Annotated in this window: 29 protein-coding genes and 3 tRNA genes; 25 read left to right on the forward strand and 7 right to left on the reverse strand. The window is 70.8% G+C overall.

Features of this window, described 5'->3' with window-relative positions; all coding sequences use genetic code 11:
* Positions 1-7: 7 nt before the first annotated feature.
* Positions 8-1,363, reverse strand: a complete 1,356-nt coding sequence (locus tag AB0399_RS04190) for an amidohydrolase family protein (RefSeq protein ID WP_329365864.1) — start codon at positions 1,361-1,363, stop codon at positions 8-10.
* Between the two features lie 367 nt (positions 1,364-1,730).
* Between AB0399_RS04190 and AB0399_RS04195 the strand changes: the two genes are divergently transcribed.
* The 8 genes from AB0399_RS04195 (at position 1,731) to AB0399_RS04230 (ending at position 7,014) form a co-directional block, all read left to right on the forward strand.
* A tRNA-Thr gene (locus AB0399_RS04195) sits at positions 1,731-1,803 on the forward strand.
* A 46-nt stretch (positions 1,804-1,849) separates the two neighbouring features.
* Positions 1,850-1,922: transfer RNA gene (locus AB0399_RS04200), tRNA-Met, on the forward strand.
* Between the two features lie 84 nt (positions 1,923-2,006).
* Entirely contained in the window at positions 2,007-2,171 is a 165-nt protein-coding gene (gene rpmG / locus AB0399_RS04205; protein ID WP_004571794.1) for a 50S ribosomal protein L33, read from the forward strand.
* 248 nt (positions 2,172-2,419) lie between these two features.
* Positions 2,420-2,911 carry a MaoC family dehydratase N-terminal domain-containing protein gene (locus AB0399_RS04210; RefSeq protein WP_366410151.1) on the forward strand — a complete coding sequence of 164 codons (492 nt, stop codon included), beginning with the start codon at positions 2,420-2,422 and terminating at the stop codon, positions 2,909-2,911.
* Positions 2,911-3,339, forward strand: a complete 429-nt coding sequence (locus AB0399_RS04215) for a MaoC family dehydratase (protein WP_329365861.1) — start codon at positions 2,911-2,913, stop codon at positions 3,337-3,339. The genes AB0399_RS04210 and AB0399_RS04215 overlap by 1 nt, the downstream gene beginning before the upstream one ends.
* A gap of 367 nt (positions 3,340-3,706) precedes the next feature.
* Positions 3,707-4,252: a helix-turn-helix domain-containing protein gene (locus tag AB0399_RS04220; RefSeq protein WP_366410152.1), complete on the forward strand. Its 546-nt coding sequence runs from the start codon at positions 3,707-3,709 to the stop codon at positions 4,250-4,252.
* Between the two features lie 120 nt (positions 4,253-4,372).
* Positions 4,373-5,866: a DHA2 family efflux MFS transporter permease subunit gene (locus tag AB0399_RS04225; RefSeq protein WP_366410153.1), complete on the forward strand. Its 1,494-nt coding sequence runs from the start codon at positions 4,373-4,375 to the stop codon at positions 5,864-5,866.
* A 92-nt stretch (positions 5,867-5,958) separates the two neighbouring features.
* Positions 5,959-7,014 carry a UDP-N-acetylmuramate dehydrogenase gene (locus AB0399_RS04230; protein WP_366410178.1) on the forward strand — a complete coding sequence of 352 codons (1,056 nt, stop codon included), beginning with the start codon at positions 5,959-5,961 and terminating at the stop codon, positions 7,012-7,014.
* A 167-nt stretch (positions 7,015-7,181) separates the two neighbouring features.
* Here AB0399_RS04230 and AB0399_RS04235 read toward each other — a convergent pair whose 3' ends face one another.
* Positions 7,182-8,216, reverse strand: a complete 1,035-nt coding sequence (locus AB0399_RS04235; protein WP_329365855.1) for an adenosine deaminase — start codon at positions 8,214-8,216, stop codon at positions 7,182-7,184.
* A gap of 140 nt (positions 8,217-8,356) precedes the next feature.
* Complete coding sequence (locus AB0399_RS04240) at positions 8,357-9,607, reverse strand: pyridoxal phosphate-dependent aminotransferase (RefSeq protein ID WP_366410154.1); 1,251 nt, start codon at positions 9,605-9,607, stop codon at positions 8,357-8,359.
* 163 nt (positions 9,608-9,770) lie between these two features.
* Between AB0399_RS04240 and AB0399_RS04245 the strand changes: the two genes are divergently transcribed.
* From AB0399_RS04245 to nusG, 3 genes are all read left to right on the forward strand, one after another.
* A tRNA-Trp gene (locus tag AB0399_RS04245) sits at positions 9,771-9,843 on the forward strand.
* Positions 9,844-9,949: 106 nt separating this feature from the next.
* The gene (gene secE, locus AB0399_RS04250) at positions 9,950-10,231 is read left to right on the forward strand and encodes a preprotein translocase subunit SecE (RefSeq protein ID WP_202235495.1); all 282 of its coding nucleotides are present in this window, start codon (positions 9,950-9,952) and stop codon (positions 10,229-10,231) included.
* An 89-nt stretch (positions 10,232-10,320) separates the two neighbouring features.
* Positions 10,321-11,307 (forward strand): transcription termination/antitermination protein NusG, encoded by a 987-nt coding sequence (gene nusG / locus AB0399_RS04255; RefSeq protein WP_366410155.1) that lies wholly within the window; start codon positions 10,321-10,323, stop codon positions 11,305-11,307.
* A gap of 112 nt (positions 11,308-11,419) precedes the next feature.
* Here nusG and AB0399_RS04260 read toward each other — a convergent pair whose 3' ends face one another.
* The 3 genes from AB0399_RS04260 to AB0399_RS04270 form a co-directional block, all read right to left on the reverse strand.
* Positions 11,420-12,157, reverse strand: coding sequence for an SGNH/GDSL hydrolase family protein (locus AB0399_RS04260; RefSeq protein ID WP_329374025.1), 738 nt, complete (start codon positions 12,155-12,157; stop codon positions 11,420-11,422).
* A 351-nt stretch (positions 12,158-12,508) separates the two neighbouring features.
* Positions 12,509-13,171, reverse strand: coding sequence for a DUF1707 domain-containing protein (locus AB0399_RS04265; protein WP_329365850.1), 663 nt, complete (start codon positions 13,169-13,171; stop codon positions 12,509-12,511).
* A 47-nt stretch (positions 13,172-13,218) separates the two neighbouring features.
* Positions 13,219-13,869: a hypothetical protein gene (locus AB0399_RS04270; RefSeq protein WP_366410156.1), complete on the reverse strand. Its 651-nt coding sequence runs from the start codon at positions 13,867-13,869 to the stop codon at positions 13,219-13,221.
* Positions 13,870-14,097: 228 nt separating this feature from the next.
* On the opposite strand from AB0399_RS04270, the gene AB0399_RS04275 reads away from it, so the two are divergent.
* The 7 genes from AB0399_RS04275 (at position 14,098) to AB0399_RS04305 (ending at position 17,633) form a co-directional block, all read left to right on the forward strand.
* The gene (locus tag AB0399_RS04275) at positions 14,098-14,961 is read left to right on the forward strand and encodes a helix-turn-helix transcriptional regulator (RefSeq protein ID WP_366410157.1); all 864 of its coding nucleotides are present in this window, start codon (positions 14,098-14,100) and stop codon (positions 14,959-14,961) included.
* A 5-nt stretch (positions 14,962-14,966) separates the two neighbouring features.
* On the forward strand, positions 14,967-15,191 hold the full coding sequence (locus AB0399_RS04280; protein WP_366410158.1) for a DUF397 domain-containing protein: 225 nt from the start codon (positions 14,967-14,969) through the stop codon (positions 15,189-15,191).
* A 91-nt stretch (positions 15,192-15,282) separates the two neighbouring features.
* Positions 15,283-15,495 (forward strand): DUF397 domain-containing protein, encoded by a 213-nt coding sequence (locus AB0399_RS04285; RefSeq protein WP_366410159.1) that lies wholly within the window; start codon positions 15,283-15,285, stop codon positions 15,493-15,495.
* 91 nt (positions 15,496-15,586) lie between these two features.
* Entirely contained in the window at positions 15,587-15,799 is a 213-nt protein-coding gene (locus AB0399_RS04290) for a DUF397 domain-containing protein (protein ID WP_366410160.1), read from the forward strand.
* 136 nt (positions 15,800-15,935) lie between these two features.
* Positions 15,936-16,598, forward strand: a complete 663-nt coding sequence (locus tag AB0399_RS04295; protein WP_366410161.1) for a hypothetical protein — start codon at positions 15,936-15,938, stop codon at positions 16,596-16,598.
* Between the two features lie 421 nt (positions 16,599-17,019).
* On the forward strand, positions 17,020-17,382 hold the full coding sequence (locus AB0399_RS04300) for a hypothetical protein (protein ID WP_366410162.1): 363 nt from the start codon (positions 17,020-17,022) through the stop codon (positions 17,380-17,382).
* A complete protein-coding gene (locus AB0399_RS04305; protein WP_329365834.1) occupies positions 17,379-17,633 on the forward strand; it encodes a type II toxin-antitoxin system RelE/ParE family toxin in 255 nt (84 codons plus the stop codon). The genes AB0399_RS04300 and AB0399_RS04305 overlap by 4 nt, the downstream gene beginning before the upstream one ends.
* A 61-nt stretch (positions 17,634-17,694) precedes the next feature.
* Here the strand turns inward: AB0399_RS04305 and AB0399_RS04310 are convergent, their stop codons facing one another.
* On the reverse strand, positions 17,695-18,111 hold the full coding sequence (locus AB0399_RS04310; protein WP_366410163.1) for a VOC family protein: 417 nt from the start codon (positions 18,109-18,111) through the stop codon (positions 17,695-17,697).
* Between the two features lie 127 nt (positions 18,112-18,238).
* Here AB0399_RS04310 and AB0399_RS04315 point away from each other — a divergent pair, with 127 nt between their 5' ends.
* From AB0399_RS04315 to rplL, 7 genes are all read left to right on the forward strand, one after another.
* The gene (locus AB0399_RS04315) at positions 18,239-19,300 is read left to right on the forward strand and encodes a WYL domain-containing protein (RefSeq protein ID WP_366410164.1); all 1,062 of its coding nucleotides are present in this window, start codon (positions 18,239-18,241) and stop codon (positions 19,298-19,300) included.
* A 127-nt stretch (positions 19,301-19,427) separates the two neighbouring features.
* Positions 19,428-19,862, forward strand: a complete 435-nt coding sequence (gene rplK / locus AB0399_RS04320; protein ID WP_103886934.1) for a 50S ribosomal protein L11 — start codon at positions 19,428-19,430, stop codon at positions 19,860-19,862.
* A 111-nt stretch (positions 19,863-19,973) separates the two neighbouring features.
* Positions 19,974-20,699: a 50S ribosomal protein L1 gene (gene rplA, locus AB0399_RS04325; RefSeq protein ID WP_202235500.1), complete on the forward strand. Its 726-nt coding sequence runs from the start codon at positions 19,974-19,976 to the stop codon at positions 20,697-20,699.
* Positions 20,700-20,911: 212 nt separating this feature from the next.
* Positions 20,912-21,790 carry a hypothetical protein gene (locus AB0399_RS04330; RefSeq protein WP_366410165.1) on the forward strand — a complete coding sequence of 293 codons (879 nt, stop codon included), beginning with the start codon at positions 20,912-20,914 and terminating at the stop codon, positions 21,788-21,790.
* Positions 21,787-22,701, forward strand: coding sequence for a hypothetical protein (locus AB0399_RS04335; RefSeq protein WP_366410166.1), 915 nt, complete (start codon positions 21,787-21,789; stop codon positions 22,699-22,701). The genes AB0399_RS04330 and AB0399_RS04335 overlap by 4 nt, the downstream gene beginning before the upstream one ends.
* A 414-nt stretch (positions 22,702-23,115) precedes the next feature.
* Positions 23,116-23,658, forward strand: coding sequence for a 50S ribosomal protein L10 (rplJ, locus tag AB0399_RS04340; RefSeq protein WP_329365825.1), 543 nt, complete (start codon positions 23,116-23,118; stop codon positions 23,656-23,658).
* A gap of 127 nt (positions 23,659-23,785) precedes the next feature.
* The gene (gene rplL / locus AB0399_RS04345; RefSeq protein WP_366410167.1) at positions 23,786-24,172 is read left to right on the forward strand and encodes a 50S ribosomal protein L7/L12; all 387 of its coding nucleotides are present in this window, start codon (positions 23,786-23,788) and stop codon (positions 24,170-24,172) included.
* The last annotated feature ends 72 nt before the right edge of the window (positions 24,173-24,244 follow it).

Genomic DNA, 24,244 nt, shown 5'->3' on the forward strand with positions numbered 1-24,244 from the left:
CGCGACGCTACGCCTCGCGGTGCGCCTGACGCGGGAGGTCGAGGGTCGCGTCGCCCGCCGAGTCGCAGTACTCGCGTACCGCGCTGGTCCGGGAGACCACCCGGCCGCGGTGGATCACGATCCGGCTGTAGGCGAGCGAGAGCACGCCGGCCAGGCTCTCCCCGCGCACCGCGAGCAACTCGGCCGGGAAGCCCGCCTCCACGCGTACCTCCGGCAGCCCGAGCACCGCCCGGGCCTCGGCGCTCACCAGGTCGTACGCCCGCGGGGGAGGGCACTCGCCGTGCGAGGCCAGCAGGTAGGCCGCCTCCAGCGGGTCGCCGCGGCCGACCGGGTTGGCCAGGTCGCAGAGCGCGCCGCTGCCCGCGGTGACCCGTACTCCCGCCGCGCGCAGCGCGCGGACGGCGGTGAGCGGCGCCAGCGGGCGGACGGAGGCGGCGGCACGGGCGGCCGGGGTGTCCGGCGCGGGCGCGCAGCGGTCCAGGGCGCCGCAGCCGCCCTGGGGGAGCGCGACGACGGAGACGCCCGCGGCGGCCAGCCGGTCGGCGGTGCGCGCCACCCCGTCAGGACCCTGCGCGGCCAGGCCGTGGCAGGGGCCGAGGGTGACGCCGGGCCGCAGCCCGCCGGCCATCGCGGCCAGCCGGGCCATCCGCGCCGGGTCGTCGGCGGCGGTGTGCAGGTCGACCGGCAGCCCGAACTCGGCGGCCAGCGCCAGCACCGCCTCGGTGTAGCCGCTCGGGTCCGGGTCGAGGTCCGGGCAGCCGCCCACCGCGGAAGCGCCCATCTTCAGCGCGTCCCGCAGCATCGCCAGGCCGTCCGCCCCCGCGGCGCCGGTCAGCACCCTGGGCACGGCCACCGCTTGCACGTCGAGCAGCCCGCGCAGCGACTGCCGGGCCTGGAGCACCGCCTCCAGCGAGCGCAGCCCGCGGACGTCGCCGATCCGTACGTGGCTGCGCACCGCCGTGGCGCCGTGGCCGAGTTGGAGCAGCGCGGCCTCGGTGGCGCGGCGCTGGACGTCCTCGGTGTCGCCGGAGGGCGGGCCGCCGGCGGTGAGCGCGAAGTCCAGGTGCGCGTGCGGCTCGGCGGGCGCGGGCAGCAGGAGGTAGCCGCGCAGGTCGATCCGGGCACCGCGCTCGATCCGGCCGCCCCGGTCCGGACGGTCGGGACGGTCGGGGGTCCGCTCGCCGCCGAGGCCGCCGCCGCGGTCGGGGCGTTCCGCGGACACGGCGAGGCTGCCCGCGGTGCCCACGGCCTCGATCCGCGAGCCGCTCAACCGGACGTCTACGGTCCGGCCGTCGGTGAGGCGGGCGCCGCACAGCAGCAGGGTGGCGGTCTCCGCGGTGGTGCCGCGGGAACTGTCGGTCATCGCGCTCCTCCGGTACGGGCCTTGCGAGCGGTGGGAGGCAGGATCACGGGACAGGAAGACGGACGATCATCTGCAGATCACGGAAGATGATCGGTGAGCAGGACATACGGCATGATCACGCACTCCGAGCGTAGGGCGCCGGACGGCGAGGTCCTGGCAGGAGCGCATTAGTCGTACCGGCCGGGGTCGCGCCAAACGTCCTGCGCACGGGCCGATTCACCGGCCGCGCGCCGGCCTGGGCGCGGTACGCGAAAGGGTGCCGACAGGCCCCGGGCGAGGCGCGGTTCGGGTGTCCGCCAGGTCCGATGTGCCCTGCCGGATACGGATTTCACGTATCGCTGCGGAGCGTGTAATGTCTTCCTCGCTCGCCCCAATAGCTCAGTCGGTAGAGCGTCTCCATGGTAAGGAGAAGGTCTACGGTTCGATTCCGTATTGGGGCTCTGATGGATCGCACCCCCGTCGTTTCGGCGGGGGCCGGTTCGTCGAGGCGGCGTAGCTCAGTCGGTAGAGCAAGCGGCTCATAATCGCTGTGTCACCGGTTCAAGTCCGGTCGCCGCTACTCTCCGTAGCCGATTGCGGGTTCGGTCCCTCGATCGGCTACTCTTTCTGTGTTCATAACACCCGTTCGTCAAGGAGCACTCACGTGGCCGCCACCGACGTCCGCCCTAAGATCACGCTGGCCTGCGTGGAGTGCAAGGAGCGGAACTACATCACCAAGAAGAACCGGCGCAACGACCCGGACCGTCTTGAGATGAAGAAGCACTGCCCCCGCTGCAACGCCCACACCGCGCACCGCGAGACCCGCTGACCCAGGCGGTCCCTCTCCCAGTGCCGCCGAGGCGGGGCTGTTCGCGGCAGGCCGCCGGTACCCTACGGTTCCGGCAGACCGCGACTTCGGGCTCCGCAGCGGCGGAAGCCCGGGCCAAGTCCGGCTGAAAGCTTTACCGTGAGGCCGTTCCCGTATTCCGGGGGCGGCCTCACGGCATGTCCCGACCCGCGCCGGCCCCCTCGCGCCGACCGCACTCCCGCCGACCCCATCCGTATCCGGAGGTAACGATGGCCCTCGACCCGTCCTTCGTGGGGCGGAGCTATCCGCCCAGTAGCGTCTACGAGGTCGGCCGGGAGAAGATCCGCGAGTTCGCCGAGGCGATCGGCGACCCGAATCCGGTGTACGTCGACGCCGACGCGGCCAAGGCGCTCGGCCACCCCGACGTGATCGCGCCGCCGACGTTCCCCTTCGCGATCAGCTACAAGGCGGCCGGCGTGGTGGTCCGCGACCCCGAACTCGGCCTCGACTACAGCCGGGTGGTGCACGGCGACCAGAAGTTCTCCTACCGCCGTCCGGTTCGGGCCGGCGACCGGCTCACGGTCACCTCCACGATCGACACGATCAAGTCCCTTGCGGGCAACGACGTCATCGAGATCCGCGGGGAGATCCACGACGAGTCCGGCGAGCACGTGGTGACCGCCATGACCAAGCTGGTGGCCCGCGCGGCCGAGCCGGACGACGCCGACGTGAGCGGCAGCGACAAGAGAGGGGACGCGTGATGGCCGCGGCAATCGCCTACGACGACGTCGAGGTCGGTACCGAGCTGCCCGCCCGGGAGTTCCCGGTCAGCCGGGCGACCCTCGTGCAGTACGCCGGCGCCTCGGGTGACTTCAACCCCATCCACTGGAACGAGAAGTTCGCCCGCGAGGTCGGGTTGCCCGACGTCATCGCGCACGGCATGTTCACGATGGCCGTCGCCATCCGTGTCGTCACCGACTGGACGGTCGATCCCGGCGCCGTCGAGGAGTACGGCGTCCGCTTCACCAAGCCGGTCGTCGTCCCCAACGATGACCAGGGTGCCACCGTGCACGTCGCCGCGAAGGTCGCGGCCAAACTCGATGACCGCCGCGTCCGGATCGACCTCGTCGCCACCTCCGACGGCCAGAAAGTCCTCGGCATGTCCCGTGCGGTGGTCCGCCTCACCTGACCCCCGGGCGCCCCCGCCCCTCGGCCGAAGGCCCACCCCCCGATGCCCGGTGCGGTGCCCTACGGGTCCCCCCCGTATGGGTGACGGTTCGTCCCCGGCTCACGGCCGGTGGTGGGTTGCCCCGTTCCCGGGGTGGCCGGGCGCTGCGGAGGAGCCGCACATCCCCAGGGGCGCGGGGAACTGCGCGACAAGCCCACCACCGGCGGGCGGGCAAGCACGCACCGCACGGGGCACCCACCCAGAGCCGGCGGTCAGACGAGGACGAGGCAGCCACCCCGCAGGGGACCACACGGAACCACGACGGCGCACCCCACCCGCCGAGTTGACTGGTAAGTGATTGACCACTAACTTAGTCCCCATGGCAAGGATGAGCGCCGAAGACCGACGCGCCAGCGTCATCAGCGCGGCAATGAGCGAGTTCGCCCAGGGCGGCTACAAGGGCACGTCCACCGAAGCGATCGCCCGCCGCGTAGGCGTCTCCCAGCCGTACCTGTTCCGCCTGTTCCCCAACAAGCAAGCCATGTTCATCGCGGCCGCCGAACAGTGCCTCACCCAGACCCGCGAGGTCTTCGCTCGCGCCGTGGAGGACGTCCCCATCGAGGGGCGGCTGCCCGTGATGGCCGCGGCGTACCAGCAACTCCTCCGGGACGACCCGGAGAAGCTGCTGATGCAGATGCAGATGTACGCGGCGGTCGCGGCGGCCGAAGCCGCCGGCGACCACGACTTCGGCTCGACCCTCAGGACGTCTTGGCAGCAGATGTGGGACGAGGTCCGCACCGCGCTGGGCACGGACATCGACGAGACGACGCAGTTCTTCGCGTACGGAATGCTGATCAACACCTTCGTCTCGTTGGGCTTCCCGCCGGGTCACCGGAACTGGGAGGGCTTCTACGTGGAGGCGAGGCCCGAGTGACCGGGGCCGAGCGGGCCCCGGTGCCGGCGGGCATATTTTTTTGACCTCGTAACTTAGTGACCAATAACTTACTATCGAGCGCGGCACCTACTGCCGGCGAACGCAACAGGGGGTAGCACGATGAGTACCGCAGAGCAGCAGCCGCAAGGCCGTACGGAGGCACCGGCACCGGAGGCGAAGAAGGGGCCGGGGCTCGGGTGGGCCCTGGTCATCACGAGCGTCGCGGGCTTCATGGCCGCGCTGGACAACCTGGTCGTCACGACCGCGCTGCCCTCCATCCGCAAGAGCCTCGGGGGAGCGCTGTCGGACCTGGAGTGGACGGTGAGCGCGTACACCCTCACCTTCGCGGTGCTGCTGATGTTCGGCGCCGCGCTCGGCGACCGCTTCGGCCGGCGCCGGCTCTTCCTCGTCGGGATCACCATCTTCACCGGCGCGTCGGCCGCCGCCGCGCTCTCCTCCGGCATCGACGCGCTGATCGCCGCACGGGCGCTGCAAGGCGTGGGCGGCGCGATCATGATGCCGCTCACCCTGACCCTGCTGACCGCGGCCGTCCCGAAGGAGAAGCGCGGGATGGCGTACGGGATCTGGGGCGCCGCCAACGGCCTCGCGGTCGCCTGCGGCCCGCTGATCGGCGGCAGCCTCACCCAGCACATCTCCTGGCACTGGATCTTCTGGCTGAACGTCCCGATAGGCCTGGCCCTGCTGCCGCTGGCCCGGCTGAAGCTGCGCGAGTCCTACGCACCCGACGCCCGGCTGGACTTCCGCGGCACCGTACTGATCAGCCTCGGCCTGTTCGGCATCGTCTACGCCCTGGTCAGCGCGAACGACCACGGCTGGAGCAGTGCCCGGGTGCTGGCCGGACTGATCGGCGGCGGCATCCTGGTGGCGGCGTTCGTCCGGCACGGCTTCACCGCGAAGCGGCCCATGGTGCCGATGCGGATGTTCGCCAACCGCGGCTTCGCGGCGACCAACGCGACCAACATGCTGATGTTCATCGGCATGTTCGGCTCGATCTTCCTGCTCAGCCAGTTCCTCCAGACCGTCGTCGGGTACGGACCCACCGAGGCGGGGCTGCGGATGCTGCCCTGGACCGGCATGCCGATGATCGTGTCGCCGTTCGCGGGCTACCTCGCCGACCGGATCGGCGGGCGGGTGGTCGTCGCCACCGGGCTGGCCTTCCAGGCCATCGGCCTCGGCTGGTACGCGTCGGTGGTCTCGACGGACGTCTCCTACGCCGCGCAACTGCCCGCGCTGATCATCAGCGGCGTCGGGATGGCGCTGTTCTTCGCCCCCGCCACCACCCTGATGATGGGCGCGGTGAAGGAGTCGGAGCAGGGCATCGCCTCCGGCACGAGCAACTCGCTGCGCGAGGTCGGCGGGGCGCTCGGCATCGCGATGCTCAGCACGATCTTCTCCTCGCACGGCGGCTACCAGTCCCCGACGGCCTTCGTGAACGGCATCACCCCGGCCCTGTGGGTCGGCGCGTCGGTCCTGGCGCTCGGGATGGTCGCGGCGCTGTGCAACCCGACGCGTCGGGCGCTCGCCGCGAAGGGCGGGGCGCCGGGCGCGGAGGGCCCGCGGGACGCGGCCGAGCCGGCGCTGAGCGCGCGGTAGCGGCCCTGGCGGGCAGCGGGACACGGAGCCTGCGTTCCACGCGGGGAACAGAACGTTCCTCGCGGGGAACGTAGGCTTTCCGCGTGGATGTCGTGGATACAACGGAGAACGCCCGGCTCGCGCCGCTGACCACCTTCCGGTTGGGCGGCCCGGCCCGGCGGCTGGTGACCGCCAGGACCGACGAGGACGTGGTGGCGGCGGTACGCGAGGCGGACGCGCGCGGCGAGCCGGTCCTGCTGATCGGTGGCGGCAGCAACCTGGTGATCGCCGACGAGGGCTTCGAGGGCACCGCCGTCCGGATCGCCACCCGGGGCGTGGCGCTGCGCGGCACCGCCCTGGAGCTGGCGGCGGGCGAGGTGTGGTCCGACGCGGTGACCCGGACCGTCGAGGCGGGCCTGGCCGGGGTGGAGTGCCTGGCCGGCATCCCGGGCTCGGCCGGTGCGACACCGATCCAGAACGTGGGGGCGTACGGCCAGGAGGTGTCGTCCACGATCACCGAGGTGGTCGCGTACGACCGGCAGCGCGGCGAGGTCGTCACGCTGCCGAGCGCCGAGTGCGCGTTCGCCTACCGGTTCAGCCGTTTCAAGGCGGACCCGGCGCGGCACGTGGTGCTGCGGGTGCGGTTCGCGCTGGAGGACGCGGGCGGGCTGTCGGCGCCGCTGAAGTACGCCGAGACCGCGCGGGCGCTCGGCGTCGAGGCCGGCGACCGGGTGCCGCTCGGCAGGGCCCGCGAGACGGTGCTGGCGCTGCGGGCGGGCAAGGGGATGGTGCTCGATCCCGCGGACCACGACACCTGGTCCGCCGGGTCGTTCTTCACGAACCCGGTGCTGAGCGCGGCCGAGCACGCGGAGTTCCTGGTGCGGGTGAAGGAGCGGCTCGGCGCGGAGGTCATCCCGCCCGCGTATCCGGCCGACGCCGACCACGTGAAGACCTCCGCGGCCTGGCTGATCGACAAGGCCGGGTTCGCCAAGGGGTACGGCACCGGGCCGGCCCGGATCTCCACGAAGCACACGCTGGCGCTCACGAATCGTGGTGCGGCCACCACGGCTGACCTGCTGGCGCTCGCCCGTGAGGTCCGTGACGGCGTCCACGACGCGTTCGGCGTCACGCTGGTCAACGAGCCGGTGTTCGTCGGCACGGCTCTCTGACCGCCGGGGCCTGACCGCCGGGGCCTGGCCACCGGGCCTTGACCGCCCGGGCCGCCCCGTCCTGCCGGTTCCCGCACCTCGCGGTCGTGACGGGTTGCGCGCGCGGCTCTCCCCCCAGAGCCTCGCCTGGGAGGCGCCCCCACGCGCCCCTGAGGGACCCCGGAGGGTCAGGGGGCCGCCCACTGGGTGATGCCGGACAGGAGGCGGTCGCGGACGTCCTTGGGGGCACGGGAGGCGCGGACCGACTGGCGGGCCAGCTCCGCCAGTTCGGGGTCGGAGAAGCCGTGGGCGTCGCGGGCGAGGTCGTACTGGGCGGCGAGGCGGGAGCCGAAGAGGAGGGGGTCGTCGGCGCCGAGGGCCATGGGCACGCCGGCGTCCCAGAGGGTGCGCAGGGGGACGTCCTCGGGTTTGTCGTAGACGCCGAGGGCGACGTTGGAGGCCGGGCAGACCTCGCAGGTGATCCCGGAGTCGGCGAGGCGGCGCAGCAGGTAGGGGTCCTCGGCGGCGCGGACGCCGTGCCCGACCCGCTGGGCGTGCAGGTCGTCGAGGCAGTCGCGGACGCTCGACGGCCCGGACAGCTCGCCGCCGTGCGGTGCGGCGAGCAGGCCGCCCTCGCGGGCGATGGCGAAGGCCCGGTCGAAGTCCCTTGCCAGGCCGCGCCGTTCGTCGTTGGACAGGCCGAAACCGATCACGCCCTGGTCGGCGTAGCGGACCGCGAGGCGGGCCAGCGTGCGGGCGTCCAGCGGGTGCTTCATCCGGTTGGCGGCCACGATGACGGCCATGCCCACCCCGGTGTCGCGGGAGGCGGTCCGCACCGCGTCGAGGATGATCTCGATGGTGGGGATCAGCCCGCCGAGCCGGGGCGCGTACGAGGTCGGGTCGACCTGGATCTCCAGCCAGCCGGAGCCGTCGGCGGCGTCCTCCTCCGCGGCCTCGCGCACCAGCCGCTGGATGTCCTCGGGCGTGCGCAGGCAGGAGCGGGCGATGTCGTAGAGCCGCTGGAAGCGGAACCAGCCGCGCTCGTCGGTGGCGCGCAGCTTCGGGGGTTCGCCCGAGGTCAGCGCCTCCGGCAGGTGCACGCCGTGCTTGTCGGCCAGCTCCAGCAGAGTGGCGGGCCGCATGGACCCGGTGAAGTGCAGATGCAGATGTGCTTTGGGCAGCTCGCGGATCTCGCGTGCCGTCGTCCCTACCTCGCGTGCCATCTGTAGATCCTGCTATACGTCGGCCCCCGCCCGGAACCATTTTCTCCGAACGGGGGCTTGCCCGAAAACGCGAACGGGTGCGAACGGGCACGGAAGGCGCGCGGAACGCGCCCGGAAGCGGAGGGCGCCGAAGCAGCGGACTAGTCGGTGGCCTCGCCGAGCAGCTTCTGAATCCGGGAGACGCCCTCGACCAGGTCCTCGTCGCCGAGCGCGTAGCTCAGCCGCAGGTAGCCGGGCGTGCCGAACGCCTCACCGGGCACCACCGCGACCTCGGCCTCGTCGAGGATCAGGGCGGACAGCTCCACCGAGGTCTGCGGGCGCTTGCCGCGGATCTCCTTGCCGAGCAGGGCCTTCACCGACGGGTAGGCGTAGAAGGCGCCCTCGGGGACCGGGCAGAGCACGCCGTCGATCTCGTTGAGCATCCGGACGATGGTCTGCCGGCGGCGGTCGAACGCGGCGCGCATCTCGGCGACCGCGGACAGGTCGCCGCTCACCGCGGCGAGCGCGGCGACCTGCGCCACGTTGTTGACGTTGGAGGTGGCGTGCGACTGGAGGTTCGCGGCGGCCTTGACCACGTCCTTGGGGCCGACGATCCACCCGACCCGCCAGCCGGTCATCGCGTACGTCTTGGCGACGCCGTTGACCACCAGGCACTTGTCGCGCAGCTCGGGCACGATCGCGGGCAGCGAGGTGAACTTCGCGTCGCCGTAGACCAGGTGCTCGTAGATCTCGTCGGTGAGCACCCACAGGCCGTGCTCGACCGCCCAGCGGCCGATCTCCTCGGTCTCGGCCTCGCCGTACACCGCGCCGGTCGGGTTCGACGGGGAGACGAAGAGCAGCACCTTGGTCCGCTCGGTGCGGGCCGCCTCCAGCTGCTCGACCGACACCCGGTAGCCGGTGGTCTCGTCGGCGACGACCTCGACCGGCACGCCGCCCGCGAGCCGGATCGACTCGGGGTAGGTGGTCCAGTACGGAGCGGGCACGATGACCTCGTCGCCCGGGTCGAGGATCGCGGCGAACGCCTCGTAGATCGCCTGCTTCCCGCCGTTGGTGACCAGGACCTGCGAGGCGTCCACCTCGTAGCCGGAGTCGCGGAGCGTCTTGGCGGCGATGGCGGCCTTCAGCTCGGGCAGGCCGCCGGCCGGCGTGTAGCGGTGGTACTTCGGGTTCCGGCACGCTTCCACGGCCGCCTCGACGATGTAGTCGGGGGTGGGGAAGTCGGGCTCGCCGGCGCCGAAGCCGATCACCGGACGCCCGGCGGCCTTGAGGGCCTTGGCCTTGGCGTCCACGGCCAGCGTCGCGGATTCGGAGATCGCCCCGACGCGGGCCGATACCCGCCGGTCGGTGGCGGACGGTGCGGAGGGTGTGGCGGAGGGAGTGGCTGCGCTCATGACTGCATCGTCCCAGACCCGGCCCGGGCCTGGCACCTGTGTTGGCCGGGCCCGTTCGGCTCTTTCGGGTGCAAGGCGTTCGACGGGGCGGCCCGGACCACGTACACTCATCGGTCGGTGGCCTTCCCGTCGTACCGTTGCGGTACGTTGGGGGTGTCAGCGTAGGGTCGTAGCTCAATTGGCAGAGCACTGGTCTCCAAAACCAGGGGTTGTGGGTTCGAGTCCCTCCGACCCTGCTCCACACGTCCGACGGTGGGCGTGGGCGCAGGTAGCAGACAGAAGCACTCGCCGTACCGCGCGACGGGCGCGGCATGGCCACGACCCGGAGTCAGGTGAGGACGAGTGACTGAGATCACGGACTCCGTTGAGGTCCCTGCTGAGGACGACAAGGAGACCGACAAGAAGCCCCGCCGCGGTGGTAAGCGCGGCAAGAAGGGCCCGCTCGGTCGTCTCGCGCTCTTCTACCGTCAGATCGTCGCCGAACTGCGCAAGGTCGTCTGGCCGAGCCGCAATGACCTGTCGACGTACACCACTGTGGTGATTGTGTTCGTTGTCGTCGTCATCGCGTTCGTCAGCGTGGTTGACTACGGTTTCGAGAAGCTTGTCTCGTACGTCTTCGGATGAGCCTTCCCTCGTAACCGCGGCCCGCTCCGGATTCCACGGCGGCGAGCCGTATGTCCCACCCTTTGAGAAGTCAGGAAGAAGCAGTCACCGTGTCTGACCCGAACGTGCACGATGCCGACGTCGCCGACGAGTCCGTGCAGGACGAGGACTCCGCACTCGACATCGTCGACGCTGCCGACGGCGACATCGACGAGGCCGAGGCTGCGGACCTGGCCGCGGGGGAGCCTGCCGAGCAGGGCGCGGTGCACGACGTGGACCCCGAGGCCCCCGAGAAGGCCGAGGAAGCCGCTGACGACGACCTGGGCCAGGCCGACGCGGTAGCCGCGAACGCCGCCGCTCACGCCGAAGAGGCTGACGACGAGGCCGCGGCCGAGGACGACGAGGCGGAGGACGGCGCTGAGGACGACGCCGACGCCGAGGAGGCCGCTGACGCTGACGCCGACGCTGCCCCCGCCGCCGAGCCGGTCGACGCGGTCGCCGCGTTCCGCGAGGAGCTGCGCACGCTGCCCGGCGAGTGGTACGTCATCCACACCTACGCCGGCTACGAGAACCGCGTGAAGTCCAACCTTGAGCAGCGCGCCGTCTCGCTCAACGTCGAGGAGTACATCTACCAGGCCGAAGTGCCCCAGGAAGAAGTAGTCCAGATCAAGAACGGCGACCGGAAGACCATCCGGCAGAACAAGCTCCCCGGCTACGTTCTGGTTCGCATGGACCTCACCAACGAGTCCTGGGGCGTCGTCCGCAACACCCCCGGCGTCACCGGCTTCGTCGGCAACGCCTACGACCCCTACCCGCTGACGCTGGACGAGATCGTCAAGATGCTCGCCCCCGAGGTGGAGGCCGCGGCCGAGGCCGCCGCGATCGCCGAGGGCACCGCCCAGCCGCGCAAGGTCGAGGTCCAGGTGCTGGACTTCGAGGTCGGCGACTCGGTCACCGTCACCGACGGCCCCTTCGCCACCCTCCAGGCGACGATCAACGAGATCAACCCGGACTCCAAGAAGGTCAAGGGCCTGGTCGAGATCTTCGGCCGCGAGACCCCGGTCGAGCTCAGCTTCGACCAGATCCAGAAGAACTAGCCCCACCCGCCTTCCGAAAGAACCCCCGGCCCACGGATTTCCGTAGCCCGGGGGTTCTTTGGCGTGCGGGGGTTCTTCGGGTGGCGCGTGGGCGGTCAGGACGCGTGGGTGGTCAGGAGGCGTCGGTGGTCAGGACCGGGAGGTAGCCGTCGGCGTGGCCGGTGGCGGTGGGGTGGTAGGACTCCCAGGTCGGGCTGATGACCAGGGAGTGCAGCCAGTCGTCGCCGGAGCACAGCTCGTGGCCGTTGAAGGTGGTGCGCACGTCGCCGAAGGTGAAGCCGTGCGCGGCGGCGCGGGCGGCGATGGTGGAGTCGATCAGGTCGGCGGCCTCGTTGAGCTTGTTGTGCTTGGTCGCACTGAGGCCGAGGCAGAGCGTGTTGAGCTTGTACAGGTGCGGGTAGTCGAGGACGACGACCTTCGCGGAGGGCGCCTTCGCGCTGATCGCGCTGTAGACGGCGTCCAGCCGGCCCGGAAGCGTGTTCTGGATGTAGCTCTCGGCGGTGTTGACCCGGCTGACGCAGGTGTCGTCGGACCCGGTCACGCAGGTGGTGATCACGTCGGAGAAGCCCGCGTCATCGCCGCCGACGGTGACGCTCACCAGACCGGTCGAGGCGTTCAGAGAACCGAGCTGGTTGTTGATCACGTCCGTGGTCACCGCACCGGAGCACGCGGCGAACGTGAACGAGGACGGGCTGTGCGCGCCGGCCCACAGGGCAGGGTAGGCGCTGTTGCTCCGGTGGCAGTCACCACTGGAACTGATGTAGTTTCCGGCGCCGTTGCCGGCCGCGTACGAGTCGCCCAGTGCGACGTACGCCGGTCCGGCAGCTTGCGCAGGGGCCGCCAGCAACATCGCTGCCACCAGGGCGAATGCCACGGCGGCAAGGGCGGTCAGGGACTTGGTCAGTCTCACGAAACCTCCAAGGGCAGGATCGCTGCGACACCTTGGTACCGCGCGGTAGCTTCGCTTGGGAAGTGTCCATGCCAAGAATTCTCCCCGCGTAGACCTGAGTGTCAGTCAGTGGTACCCGAGAAGCAGGTGTGTTGGGGAGCGGCACGTGAGACGCGTGGGGGCGCACTGGGGTGTTAGGGGGTCGTGCTGGGGTACGGGGTTGCGGCAGGGCGATGCCGGGCGCCGTGCCAACGGTTCAGCCTGGAGTGCGAGGTTGTGGGAGTGAGCCAAAACGGGCGCCGTGCCGAGGGTTCAGCCGTCGGTCCGCTGCTTGCGGCGGGAGACCACTTCGGTGAACGACCGCCGGGGCGGCCGCGCGGTGATGTCGCCGCCGCGGGACTCGCCGGCCAGCCGTACCCGCAGGATCGTCGGGCTCTCCGGCTCGGCCGGGCGGATCTTGATCTCGCCGCTGCCGCGTTCCAGCCCGTCGGTGTCGACGACGATCCCCGGCCTGGTCACCAGCAGCAGGTTCCCGCCGACCCGCAGATTGAGGTCCACGTCAAGGGTGTTGTGGGTGATGACCGCGTCCGTGAAGTCGAGCTTCGCCTCGCAGAACATCAGCCGGATCTCCATCCGGCGCGGCACCAGCCAGCGGCCGGCCCGCGAGACGTCCCCGAACCGCTGGTCGATCCGGATCAGCTCGGCGGCCTGAGGCGGCATCCCGTCGGAGGGCAAATCCGCGGTGAGCCGGGCGAGTTCGCCGACGGTGCGCGAGGACAGCGCGGCGTCCAGCCGCTCGTCCAGCTCCTCCGCGGTGATCCGCCCGTCGCCCGCGGCCACTTGGAGGATCTCCACGACCTGGTCCCGTTCCCGATCGGACGCCCGCAGATCCGGTGCCCGTAGGTCCGGCGCCCGCAGGTCCGGCGCCGCACTTCGCCCGGGTACTCCGTCGACGGGCCCGGCTTCATCAGTCATGCGGGCAATTCTGCTGCGCGGGCCGAGGCCAGGGCAACGTACGGCGTTCAGGTGCAGCGGGTGAGTTCCAGGGCGAGTTGGGAGGCGAGGAACCAGGGAGCCGCCTCCCGGTCGCCGTAGGGCATGTACGTGTCCGCGGAGTTGACCAGGGCGCCGGTGGGGGAGGGGGTGACGAAGCCGCCGAAGACGCCCCAGACACGGGGTTTGCGGGAGCGGACGTAGAGGGGCGCCGCGAGGTGGGGGCAGTGGCGTACGGCCAACTCCGCGCAGGGGTGGCAGATCGGCGGCTTCGTGGTCAACGTGCCCTCGATCGGCTCCGGTTCGGCGCAGCCCTCCTCTCCCGGCGGCGCGGCCGGCATCAGAAAGAGCCAGCCCTTGGCCGTACGGTCCGCCGGCCCCCCGCACACCTGGCACAACTTGCACAGCGCGGCGACCCGTTGGCGGTGGGAGCTCATCGCGCGGTAGTCGGGCCGCCCGACCCCCACGGCCTCACCCATCCGGGCCCACAGCACCCCGTGCCCGTCCCGATCCGCGGCGACCTCGTCCTCGTACGCCAACCCCGAACCGTCCGGCTTCACGACCAGCCCCGCGGTGCTGACGGATTCCCCGCTCCAGCGGGCCACATACGGCACGGGCAGTTCCCGGGGCCCCCACGTAAGGAGGGTGGGCGGGGCGGAAGTGGTCGCGGTACGGGGCATGGGTAGCTCCTTTGTGCGAGGGCGACTGGGTGGCTTTCGCGGGGTGCGTGACCTCCGGCCCCTCCAGACTGCGCAGCTTGCGATGGGCGGCGCAACGAAATCCGCTCGTTTCACTGCGAAGTGCATAGTCGGTTGCATATGCTCTACGTGACTCGTTAAGTGCTCTGCGTCAGATTCGTCGGGCTCGCGGAGCGTTCGACTGCACTCACTGCTTGGGGAGGACGACTCATGGCGGCGCCAACAGGGCCCACTGTTCGACGCGTACAACTAGGCGCGGAACTGCGTAGGTTGCGCGAGAAGGCCGGGCTCACCCTGGTCGACGCTGTGGATGGACTGGCCCTGTCAACCACGAAGGTCCATCGTGTGGAGAACGGCCTGACCGCGTTCAAGTCGACTGCCGAACTGCGTCTGCTGCTCGATCGCTACGGCGTTGAGGACGAAGAGGACATCGAGTTCCTGGTCGAGATCCAGCGGGACTCGCTCAATCGCGGTTGGTGGTCGCAGTATCGGAGTGTGCTGCCGTCCGGTATGGAGATGTACGTCGGTCTGGAGGCCGGCGCGCGCACTATCCGGGCATGGCAACCAAGCGTGGTGGTGGGCCTCTTGCAGACCGAGGGTTATGTCCGCGAGATGCTCCAAGCGGCGAAGCCCGTTGAGGAAACGACGACCGAGTTCGTCGAGCGCATGATCCAACTGCGGATGGAACGCAAGGAGCGGCTGATCGGCAGGGCCAACGGCCTGGAGCTGTGGGCCATTGTGGACGAGGCCGCGTTGCGCCGGGTGATTGGCGGACCGGACACGATGCGGGAGCAGTACGAGGAGATCATCCGCTTGACGAAATTGGATAATGTGACGGTTCAGATCCTCCCGCTGGCCAGCGCCACCTATCGCTCCAGCGTCAACTTCACCCTGCTGGAGTTCGGCGATCCGAAACTCACGGTTGTTCAGACCGACGTGCCGGAGGGATCGAACGTCAGCGACAAGGACACGACGACTTGGGCCTACACCCGCAGGTTCGACGCTTTGCGAGCTGGCGCCCTGCCTCCGGGCGAGACGCCGACCTTCCTGCACCGACTAGCCGGAAAGATCTGATCACTATGACGCACCGCACGGCCCCTGACCTCGCGCTCGACGTTGACTGGTTCACGTCGTCCTACAGTCAGGAACAGGGCAACGCCTGCGTAGAGGTCGCCGATCTCGCCCCCACCGGGCAGGTGGCCGTGCGGGACTCGAAGGACAAGGCCGGCCCGGCCCTGCTCTTCCCGACGGAGTCGTTCACCGCATTCGTGGCTGCCGTGCGGGACGGTAGTTTCGGCGCTTGACCGTAGGGCCGGATCTGGCCTAGGTCCGGTGCGTGACCCGCCCTCACACTGTGGGGGCGGGTCATTTCGCATGCGGATCGAGGAGGTCGCGGTGCCGAAGCGCGTTGTTCCAGAGAGCGCCTGGTTCAAGTCCTCCTACAGCCAGGAAACGGCCAACGCCTGCATAGAGGTCGCCGACCTCGCCCCCGCCGGGCAGGTGGCCGTGCGGGACTCGAAGGACAAGGCCGGCCCGGCCCTGCTCTTCCCGACGGAGTCGTTCGCCGCGTTCGTGGCTGCCGTGCGGGACGGTTGTTTCGACGCTTGATCGGAGGGCCGGATCTGGCCTAGGTCCGGTGCGTAGCCCGCCCTCACACTGTGGGGGCGGGTCATTTCGTATGCGGATCGAGGAGGTCGCGGTGCCGAAGCACGTTGTTCCAGAGGGCGCCTGGTTCAAGTCGTCCTACAGCCAGGACAACGGCACCAATTGCGTCGAGGTCGCCGATCTCGCCCCCACCGGGCAGGTGGCCGTGCGGGACTCGAAGGACAAGGCCGGCCCGGCCCTGCTCTTCCCGACGGAGTCGTTCGCCGCGTTCGTGGCTGCCGTGCGCGGTGGGCGGTTCGGCGGCTGAGCCGCTGGGGAAGCACCCCCTCCCTTCCACTTTCCGACAACTGCCCTCCCAGAACAAGACTGCAGTTTTCACGGTCAAACCAGGACACTTGCTCGCGGGGGCGGTGGCACGCGCCGCTTCCGACGGGAGGTGCCGCATGGCAGAGATCTGGGACCCGCACGGCAGCCTGCACCGGATGCTGTGGATCGGGGGAGCGCAGTGGTGCGGGAAGAGCACCGTGTCCGAACTCCTCGCCCGTGAGCACGGGTTGACGGTGTACCACTACGACTACCACGACGCCCGCGGCCACCAGGACCGCAGGGTCGCGCGGCGGCTCGCGCGGGGGGAACCGCTGGGGGAGCGGACACCCGACGAGAGGTGGGTGGGCCGGAGTTCGCGGGAGATGGTCGAGGAGACGCTGGCCGGGTTCCCGGTGCGGTTCGCGTGGGTGCTGGACGACCTGCGCGCGCTGTACACGGGCCGCCCGGCGATCGCCGAAGGCTGGGGGTTGCGGCCGGAGTTGGTCGCGCCGCTGCTCGACTCACCCGGGCGGATGGTCGTGCTCGTCCCGACGGAGGATTTCCGGCAGCACCAGATCCGTACGTTCCCGCGCGCGGGCCGGCTCGGCGTCACGGTCCGCGACCCCGACCGCGCGCAGGCCAACCGGGTCGCCCGTGACCGTATGGTCGCCGAGGACGCGGGTCGCCACGCCCGCCGGCTCGGCATCCGCGTCATCGAGATCGACGGCTCGCTCGACGCAGCGGGGGTGGCCGCGGAAGTGGCCGAGCAGTTCGCGCCGTACCTGGAGCTGTACGCGTAGCGCTGCCGGCCGGTCGATGGCCCGAGGCTGACGTGGTGCCGCCGTGGTGAAGCGGAACGTCTACTTCACGGCGCGCCGTCGGCGCGTTCGGCGAACAGGTGGTCCGCAAGGTGCGCGCGGGCTTTCCGTACGGTCACCGTGTCCTCGGTCGTGGAGTAAGCGTGCGCGCATCCGTGTACACAGGCTTCGGTGTGCGTGAGCCGTGGCCGAGTCCTCCACTGGGTGAGCCAAGGGGCTCGGAATAAGGCTCTCCTAGTCTAGAATGTGTGCCACGCCGTGGCGGCCATCCGGCAGTTCGGCCGCGTTGATCCGCGTGGGCCGGAAGTCGGCTCCGCTCACGGCCGACCGGCACACTGGAGGAGCCTTGAGATCGATGATCGCGCCATCGGAGAATGGTGCGGGCGGCGAGCGGGAGGACCACATGCCTGAGACGGATGCCTGGCGGGAAGCCGTTCGGGAGGCCGCGGAAGAGCTCGGGCACCGTGACCCGGGTATCCCGCGCACCGTCGCCGGCGTCCAGGATGCCCTGCGGCAAGAGCTTCGCGACGAGTTCCTCGCGGAGTTGGGGACGCTGTCCGACGGTGGCCCCTTCGAGGTGTTCCTGGACCACTGGTGGACGCAGGTCGTGGTGGACGCCGCCACCGACGAGCAGGGCCGGGATGCCGCGCTGGATTTCGCGGACCTGGCGGTGTCGCTGCGCATCCTGAGCGACGGGCGTCCTCCGGTGCCCACGGCCGAGGTCGAGGCCCTGATCAGTTCCTTCGGCACGGCGGAGGCCCAGTGAGGTACACGATCATCTGGGAACGTGCGGCCAAGGACGGGATCAACCGACTGCGTCAGAGGGACGGCGACGCGGTGAAGCCGTTCGTCCGGGCCATCAACGGCTTAGCCGTGAACCCGGAGCCACCGGAGAGCAGCAAACTCGGCGGGTCGCGCGTCCGTCGGCTGCGCGTCGGCAGATACCGGGCGACTTACGAAGTCGACGGCGACAGGATTGCCGTTCACCTGGTCCTGGTGGGCAGCGTCCCCGCGTAACTGCCCTTCGGGCGCAGGAGTCAGGGTGGAATCCCGCCTCGGCCCAGCCGCACCCGGGCCGCTACTCCCCGGACGGCCGGCCGAACTTCGCGAGGGCGGCGTCGGTGACGGGGGTGAAGAAGTTGACGAGGTTGCCGTCGGGGTCGCGGAAGAGGAGTGCGCGGTTGCCCCAGGGCATCGTGGTGGGCTCGTTGACGAAATCCGCTTCGTCGATGAAGCCGGCGAGGTCGCGGTAGATGGCGTCCACGTCGTCGACGAGGAACTCGATGATGACGCTGCGGTTGGCGGCGGGCTCGGCGGAGCCGGGGGCGAAGAGGGGGACGGTGCGGGTGCTGCCGATGGCGAGGGTGGCCGCGGAGGTGCGGATCTCGGCGAAGTCCTCGGTGGCCCAGTCGGCCGGTACCCCGGTGACGCGCTCGTAGAAGGCGACGAGGCGGGCGATGTCGTCGGTGATGACGCGGATCGAGACGAGGTTCATGGGGTCGCTCCGTAAGTCGTCGGGTGCCGTCGATGGCGGCGGGTTCGGCACCGGTCGGTGCCCCTGACCACACGCTAGGGCGGATACCGGGCAGAATCCGCCCGCTATCCGGGGGAGAATCGGGGGCATGGCCCGACCCATCGCCCGCGTGCTCACCCTGCTGGAACTCCTCCAGTCCGGCGGCATCCGCACCGTGGGCGAGCTGGCCGACCGGCTCGGCGTGGACGAGCGCACCGTGCGGCGCTACGTCGACCACCTGCTCGACCTCGACGTGCCCGTCGAATCGGTCCGCGGCCGCTACGGCGGCTACCGGCTCGGCCCCGGCTACCGCATGCCCCCGCTCATGCTGAACGACGACGAGGCGCTCGCCGTACTCCTCGGCCTGGTGGCGGGGCGCCGGGCCGGCCTGACCACGGCCGCGGGTGCGGGTGCGGGTGCGGGTGCGGGCGCGGGCACGGCGAGCGAGGCGGCGGCCGGCGAGACCGCGGCGGCCAAGATCCGGCGGGTGCTGCCCGAGCGGCTCCGGGCCCGGCTCGACACCGTGCTCGGCTCCCTCGCCCTCACCGGGCCGGGCGGCGAGGAAGCGGCGGTGCCGGACACCACCATCCTGCTCGCGCTCGCCGACGCGGTGAGCCACCACCGCCCGGTCGCCCTCCGCTACACCACCGCCGGCGGCCGGCGCGGCGAGCGCACCCTGCGCCCGTACGGCCTCGTCGCCCACGCGGGCCGGTGGTACGTCACGGGCGCGGCCGAGCCGAGCGGCGAGGACCGTACGTTCCGGTTGGACCGCATCGCGGACGTACGCGCCCTGCCCGGCGCGTTCGAGCCGCCCGCCGACGTCGATCCGGCCGCGCGCGTGCTGACCGGCCTCGCCACGGCGCCGTACCGGTACGAGGTGGTGCTGCGGATCGCGGGCACCACCGAGCAGATCCGCACCCGCCTGCCCGCGTCCGTGGCGGTCGTGACGGCGCCGCCGACCCCGCCGACCCCGGCGAGCGGCCCGGACGACCCCGCCCACTGGCCCCGCGTCGAGCTGCACGTGGAACGGCTGGACTGGCTGCCCGGCGTGCTCGCCTCGCTCGACCTGCCGTTCGCCATCGAGCGCCCCGACGAACTCCGCGCCCTGGTCACCGCCCTGTCCGACCGCCTCCACCACTCGGCCCACCGCCCCCCGCCCGGGGTGACGTAACGGCATCGCGGCCGCCGCCGCATGGTGCCGGGGCTTACGATTTCAGGGCGCGCCCCGATACCCGCTATCGTGGTGCGGTATGCCTGCTCGCAGGCATGAACACTCTCAACAAGACCCGGAGAGAGCAATGCCTCCCAAGAAGAAGAAGGTCACGGGGCTGATCAAGCTCCAGATCAACGCCGGTGCGGCCAACCCGGCGCCGCCGGTCGGCCCCGCGCTGGGCCAGCACGGCGTGAACATCATGGAGTTCTGCAAGGCCTACAACGCGGCCACCGAGTCGCAGCGCGGCATGGTGATCCCGGTGGAGATCACGGTCTACGAGGACCGTACCTTCACGTTCATCACCAAGACCCCGCCGGCCGCGAAGCTCATCCTGAAGGCCGCGGGCGTGGAGAAGGGCTCCGGCGAGCCGCACGTCAAGAAGGTCGCCTCGCTCAGCCGTGAGCAGGTGCGGGAGATCGCCACCACCAAGCTCCCCGACCTGAACGCGAACGACCTGGACGCCGCGGAGAAGATCATCGCGGGTACGGCTCGTTCCATGGGCATCACCGTCCAGGGCTGACGCCTCGCTCACGGGTACCCGCCGACGCGGCGGCCCGGAGCACCCCCCGGCAGTGAGTGGCAGGGCCTGCTCGGCTCGGACCACGACTCCAAGACAACGTAGGAGCAGCAAGTGAGCAAGCGCAGCAAGTCTCTCCGCGCTGCGGACGCCAGGATCGACCGGGAGCGCGTGTACGCGCCCCTGGAGGCCGTCCGTCTCGCCAAGGAGACCGCGACCACCAAGTTCGACTCGACCGTCGAGGTCGCCTTCCGCCTGGGTGTGGACCCGCGCAAGGCCGACCAGATGGTCCGTGGCACCGTGAACCTTCCGCACGGCACCGGCAAGACCGCCCGGGTCCTGGTCTTCGCGACCGGTGACCGTGCTGCGGCCGCGGAAGCCGCGGGAGCCGACATCGTCGGCTCCGACGAACTGATCGACGAGGTGTCGAAGGGCCGGCTCGACTTCGACGCCGTCGTCGCCACCCCGGACCTGATGGGCAAGGTCGGCCGGCTGGGCCGCGTGCTCGGCCCGCGTGGTCTGATGCCGAACCCGAAGACCGGTACGGTCACCCCGGACGTGGCGAAGGCGGTCACGGACATCAAGGGCGGCAAGATCGAGTTCCGCGTCGACAAGCACTCGAACCTGCACTTCATCATCGGCAAGGTCTCGTTCGACGAGACCAAGCTGGTGGAGAACTACGCGGCGGCGCTGGACGAGGTCCTGCGCCTCAAGCCGTCCGCGGCCAAGGGCCGTTACATCAAGAAGGCGGCCGTCTCCACCACGATGGGCCCGGGCATCCCGCTCGACTCGAACCGCACCCGCAACCTCCTCACCGAGGAGGACCCGGCCGCCGTCTGACGGCAGCCAGGTCGCGCGTCAGCGCGGTAGCCGGGTCCCCGCCCGGCCGCACCAGTGGCACCAACCGCACCACGGCACCACCGCAGCACCACGGCGCCCCGCTCCCCCGGTATCCACCGGGCGGAGCGGGGCGCCCGCCGTTTACAGTGGGGCGCTCACCCGTGACGCAGGGGCACGGGGAGCATGGGGCAACCAGGGGTGGGGACCACGCGATGAGATCAACCACGGCTGTCTGCTGCGCTGTCGCCGCGACAGCACTGCTCGCCACGGCAGGCTGCGGCGGCACCACGCACCACGCGGCGGGGGACCGCCACACGGCCGCGGCCCCCGCGAAGGGCGCGGCGAAGGACACCGGGACCACGCCCCCGGCCGGCGACAGCGCGGCGAGGGCCGCCCTGACGGCAGCGGCAAAGCTGGCGGAGTCGAAGAAATCCGCGGACATCACGCAGACCATCGACCTGTACGGCAAGCGCACGTCGGCGAAGGGCAGTTACACGTGGGGGACCGGCGAGGCGCGTAGCGACACGATGGTCGATGCCGCCAAGGTCGGCTTCCAGAAGCTCGTCCACACCGATCAGATCGAGGCGCGGCAGATCGGCACCGCCACCTACTACCGCATCGACCCGCAGCCCAGCGGCCCGCTCCAGGGCAGGCACTGGGTGAGGATCGACCTGTCGGCGTACCTGGGCGCGGCTGCGGCGAACACCGACGCCGGGGACGCGGCCAAGGGTGATCCGGCCGTCGCGCTGCGCCGGCTCGCGGCCTCCACCGATCTGCGGACGGTCGGACCGGCGACGGTCGACGGCAGGCGGACGACGCACTACCGCGGCCACGTCCCCGCGTCCGCGGCCATGAAGAAGCAGGGCCTCGTGGAGTCGCCGCTCGAGGACGTGTGGCTCACGCCCGACGGCACGCTGGTCCGCGTCCGGCAGGACGTCAGCTCGGTGATCACCACCCTGGACTTCACCAGCTTCGGCGGGGTCAAGGAGATCGCGGTTCCGCCGGGCTGGGACACCGCCGACAGGACCGACGAGGTCGCGGCACAGCGCCAGAAGGCGCTGCACCCGTCGACCCCGGGCGCGACGTCATGAGAACCGCCCGCGCCCTCCCGCTCGCCCTCACCGGCACCGCCGTCGCCCTCGCCGCACTGACGGCCTGCGCCGGATCGAGCAGCCCCGGCAGCCGCGCCCACACCGGGCAGCCGACCGCGGCCACGTCCGCCGCTCCGCCGTCCCACCCGGCTCCCCGACCCGCCTCCGCCGTGGCCGCGCTGAAGCAGGTCCAGGCCCGGCTCGCCCAGGTGCACTCGGTGCGGGAGGACTCCTCCGACGCGTCGGGCGCCCTCAGTTGGCGGGAGAAGGGGGTGAGCGACTGGTCGCACGGCACCGTCGACGACACGGTCGTGACGTTCACCGACTCGGTCGAAAAGGCCGTCCTTCAGCAGTTCGGCGTGAGCCACAGCCTGGAGACCAGGTCGGTGGCGGGCACGAGCTACGTCCGCATCGGGCCGCAGGAGGCGGCGAAGAACGGCGGCCGGACCTGGGCGAGGTCGGCGGGCGGCGTGGGGGCCTTGGCGATGCTCCAGACGGTTCCCCAGCAGGGCGACGCCGGCCCCGCGGGGATCGTGTCGAAGCTGCTGGCGGTGCCCGGCGTGCACAGCGTGGGGACCGAGACCGTAAGCGGTGTGCGGGCGGTCCACTACACCGGGACGCTGACCGCGAAGCCGCCGACCCGCGACGCCGACGGGAAGCGGGTCATGGCCCCGGACACCCTGCATCAGGACATGCAGGCGGCCAACCTCACCCGGGAGAAACTGGACGTGTGGGTGTCGGTCGAGGGGCCGGACAAGGGATTGCCGGTCCAGGAGTCGCTGTACGGCACGGCGCCGCACCACAGCAGCGACACGGTCTCGATCCTCGCCCACTACTCTGGCTTCGGGCTGAAGGTGCACGTGGTCGCGCCTCCCGCGAAGGACTGCGTGGACGCCTTCGCGTTGCGGTAGCCGGCCGCGAACGACCGTACTCCGCCGGGGCCCGCGGTCCGTTCCGTACCGGCCCCGGCGGAGGCGGAGGCGGAGGCGAGGTGCTCCGGGGCGGCGCCGTTCCCGTGCCGGGCGCCTCGGAAACCCTTGTCGAAGAGAAGGATTTGCCCGACGGGCTCCCGCTCCCGTACTCTCAGCACGAAGCCAAAGACCGCAGGTTGTCGTCGTGCCCGTCATCGGGTGGGGCGGCCGAAGGAATCCGCTGAGTGCGGACGGCCCGCGTAGGTGATCGGACCAAGACCTCCGGAAGTGCTGAAGCGCTTTCGTCGAGTTCCGCCCCGTGCGCCTGCGCTCGGGGCGTTTGTGTTGTCGCGCCAGTCACGTCCCCTTCGTCAACCGGGCGGTCCGCAATCACCCGGAAGGAGGCCGAGACTCATGGCGAGGCCCGACAAGGCTGCCGCGGTTGCCGAGTTGACGGATCAGTTCCGCTCCTCGAACGCCGCAGTGCTGACCGAGTACCGCGGTCTCACCGTGGCGCAGCTCAAGACGCTGCGCCGTTCGCTCGGTGAGAACGCCACGTACGCCGTGGTGAAGAACACGCTGACCAAGATCGCGGCCAACGAGGCCGGGATCAGCACGCTCGACGACCTGTTCGCAGGTCCGTCGGCCGTCGCCTTCGTGACCGGTGACCCGGTCGAGGCGGCGAAGGGTCTGCGCGACTTCGCCAAGGACAACCCCGCTCTCGTCATCAAGGGCGGTGTCCTTGACGGTAAGGCGCTGTCCGCCGACGAGATCAAGAAGCTTGCGGACCTCGAGTCCCGCGAGGTTCTGCTCGCCAAGCTGGCGGGCGCCATGAAGGCCAAGCAGTCCCAGGCTGCCGCGCTCTTCCAGGCGCTCCCGTCGAAGTTCGTCCGCACCGCGGAGGCGCTTCGGGCCAAGAAGGCCGAGGCCGAGGCAGAGCAGGGCGGTGCCGAGTAACTCGGCTCGCACAATGACCGCCGCCTGACCCGTATCCGTACGGAGCGGGAGCGGTCGCCGCGGGCCCGATGTATGCCCGCCGACATGTACACCACGGCACCAGCCGAATGAATGGAAGGACGCCATCATGGCGAAGCTCACCCAGGACGAACTGCTCGCCCAGTTCGAGGGCCTCACTCTCATCGAGCTCTCCGAGTTCGTGAAGGCGTTCGAGGAGAAGTTCGACGTCACCGCCGCCGCCCCGGCCGCCGTCGCCGTTGCCCCGGGTGCCCCGGGTGCCCCGGCCGACGCCGCCGAGGAGAAGGACGAGTTCGACGTCATCCTCACCGCCGCCGGTGACAAGAAGATCCAGGTCATCAAGGTCGTGCGCGAGCTGACCTCGCTCGGCCTGAAGGAGGCCAAGGACCTCGTGGACGGCGCCCCGAAGCCCGTCCTGGAGAAGGTCACCAAGGAAGCCGCGGAGAAGGGCAAGGAAGCCCTCGCGGGCGCCGGCGCCTCGGTCGAGGTCAAGTAACACCTCACCGCGCTTCTGCTCCACCCGCCGTAGGGCGGCCACCCGATCGGGTGGCCGCCCTCGGTCGTTTTC

Source organism: Streptomyces sp. NPDC088194 (assembly GCF_040702025.1).
Classification (GTDB): Bacteria; Actinomycetota; Actinomycetes; order Streptomycetales; family Streptomycetaceae; genus Actinacidiphila.

Bases quoted from the DNA above. Each gene is read 5' to 3' on its own strand.
- AB0399_RS04210 (WP_366410151.1), top strand. From the start codon at position 2,420: ATGGCCCTCGACCCGTCCTTCGTGGGGCGGAGCTATCCGCCCAGTAGC.
- AB0399_RS04215 (WP_329365861.1), top strand. From the start codon at position 2,911: ATGGCCGCGGCAATCGCCTACGACGACGTCGAGGTCGGTACCGAGCTG.
- AB0399_RS04310 (WP_366410163.1), bottom strand. From the start codon at position 18,111: ATGAACCTCGTCTCGATCCGCGTCATCACCGACGACATCGCCCGCCTC.
- rplJ (WP_329365825.1), top strand. From the start codon at position 23,116: ATGGCGAGGCCCGACAAGGCTGCCGCGGTTGCCGAGTTGACGGATCAG.
- AB0399_RS04335 (WP_366410166.1), top strand. From the start codon at position 21,787: ATGAGAACCGCCCGCGCCCTCCCGCTCGCCCTCACCGGCACCGCCGTC.
- AB0399_RS04295 (WP_366410161.1), top strand. From the start codon at position 15,936: ATGGCAGAGATCTGGGACCCGCACGGCAGCCTGCACCGGATGCTGTGG.
- AB0399_RS04280 (WP_366410158.1), top strand. From the start codon at position 14,967: ATGACGCACCGCACGGCCCCTGACCTCGCGCTCGACGTTGACTGGTTC.
- AB0399_RS04235 (WP_329365855.1), bottom strand. From the start codon at position 8,216: ATGGCACGCGAGGTAGGGACGACGGCACGCGAGATCCGCGAGCTGCCC.
- AB0399_RS04225 (WP_366410153.1), top strand. From the start codon at position 4,373: ATGAGTACCGCAGAGCAGCAGCCGCAAGGCCGTACGGAGGCACCGGCA.
- AB0399_RS04260 (WP_329374025.1), bottom strand. From the start codon at position 12,157: ATGTTGCTGGCGGCCCCTGCGCAAGCTGCCGGACCGGCGTACGTCGCA.
- AB0399_RS04190 (WP_329365864.1), bottom strand. From the start codon at position 1,363: ATGACCGACAGTTCCCGCGGCACCACCGCGGAGACCGCCACCCTGCTG.
- AB0399_RS04315 (WP_366410164.1), top strand. From the start codon at position 18,239: ATGGCCCGACCCATCGCCCGCGTGCTCACCCTGCTGGAACTCCTCCAG.
- AB0399_RS04220 (WP_366410152.1), top strand. From the start codon at position 3,707: ATGAGCGCCGAAGACCGACGCGCCAGCGTCATCAGCGCGGCAATGAGC.
- AB0399_RS04240 (WP_366410154.1), bottom strand. From the start codon at position 9,607: ATGAGCGCAGCCACTCCCTCCGCCACACCCTCCGCACCGTCCGCCACC.
- rplL (WP_366410167.1), top strand. From the start codon at position 23,786: ATGGCGAAGCTCACCCAGGACGAACTGCTCGCCCAGTTCGAGGGCCTC.
- rplK (WP_103886934.1), top strand. From the start codon at position 19,428: ATGCCTCCCAAGAAGAAGAAGGTCACGGGGCTGATCAAGCTCCAGATC.
- AB0399_RS04270 (WP_366410156.1), bottom strand. From the start codon at position 13,869: ATGCCCCGTACCGCGACCACTTCCGCCCCGCCCACCCTCCTTACGTGG.
- AB0399_RS04330 (WP_366410165.1), top strand. From the start codon at position 20,912: ATGAGATCAACCACGGCTGTCTGCTGCGCTGTCGCCGCGACAGCACTG.
- AB0399_RS04275 (WP_366410157.1), top strand. From the start codon at position 14,098: ATGGCGGCGCCAACAGGGCCCACTGTTCGACGCGTACAACTAGGCGCG.
- AB0399_RS04300 (WP_366410162.1), top strand. From the start codon at position 17,020: ATGCCTGAGACGGATGCCTGGCGGGAAGCCGTTCGGGAGGCCGCGGAA.
- AB0399_RS04265 (WP_329365850.1), bottom strand. From the start codon at position 13,171: ATGACTGATGAAGCCGGGCCCGTCGACGGAGTACCCGGGCGAAGTGCG.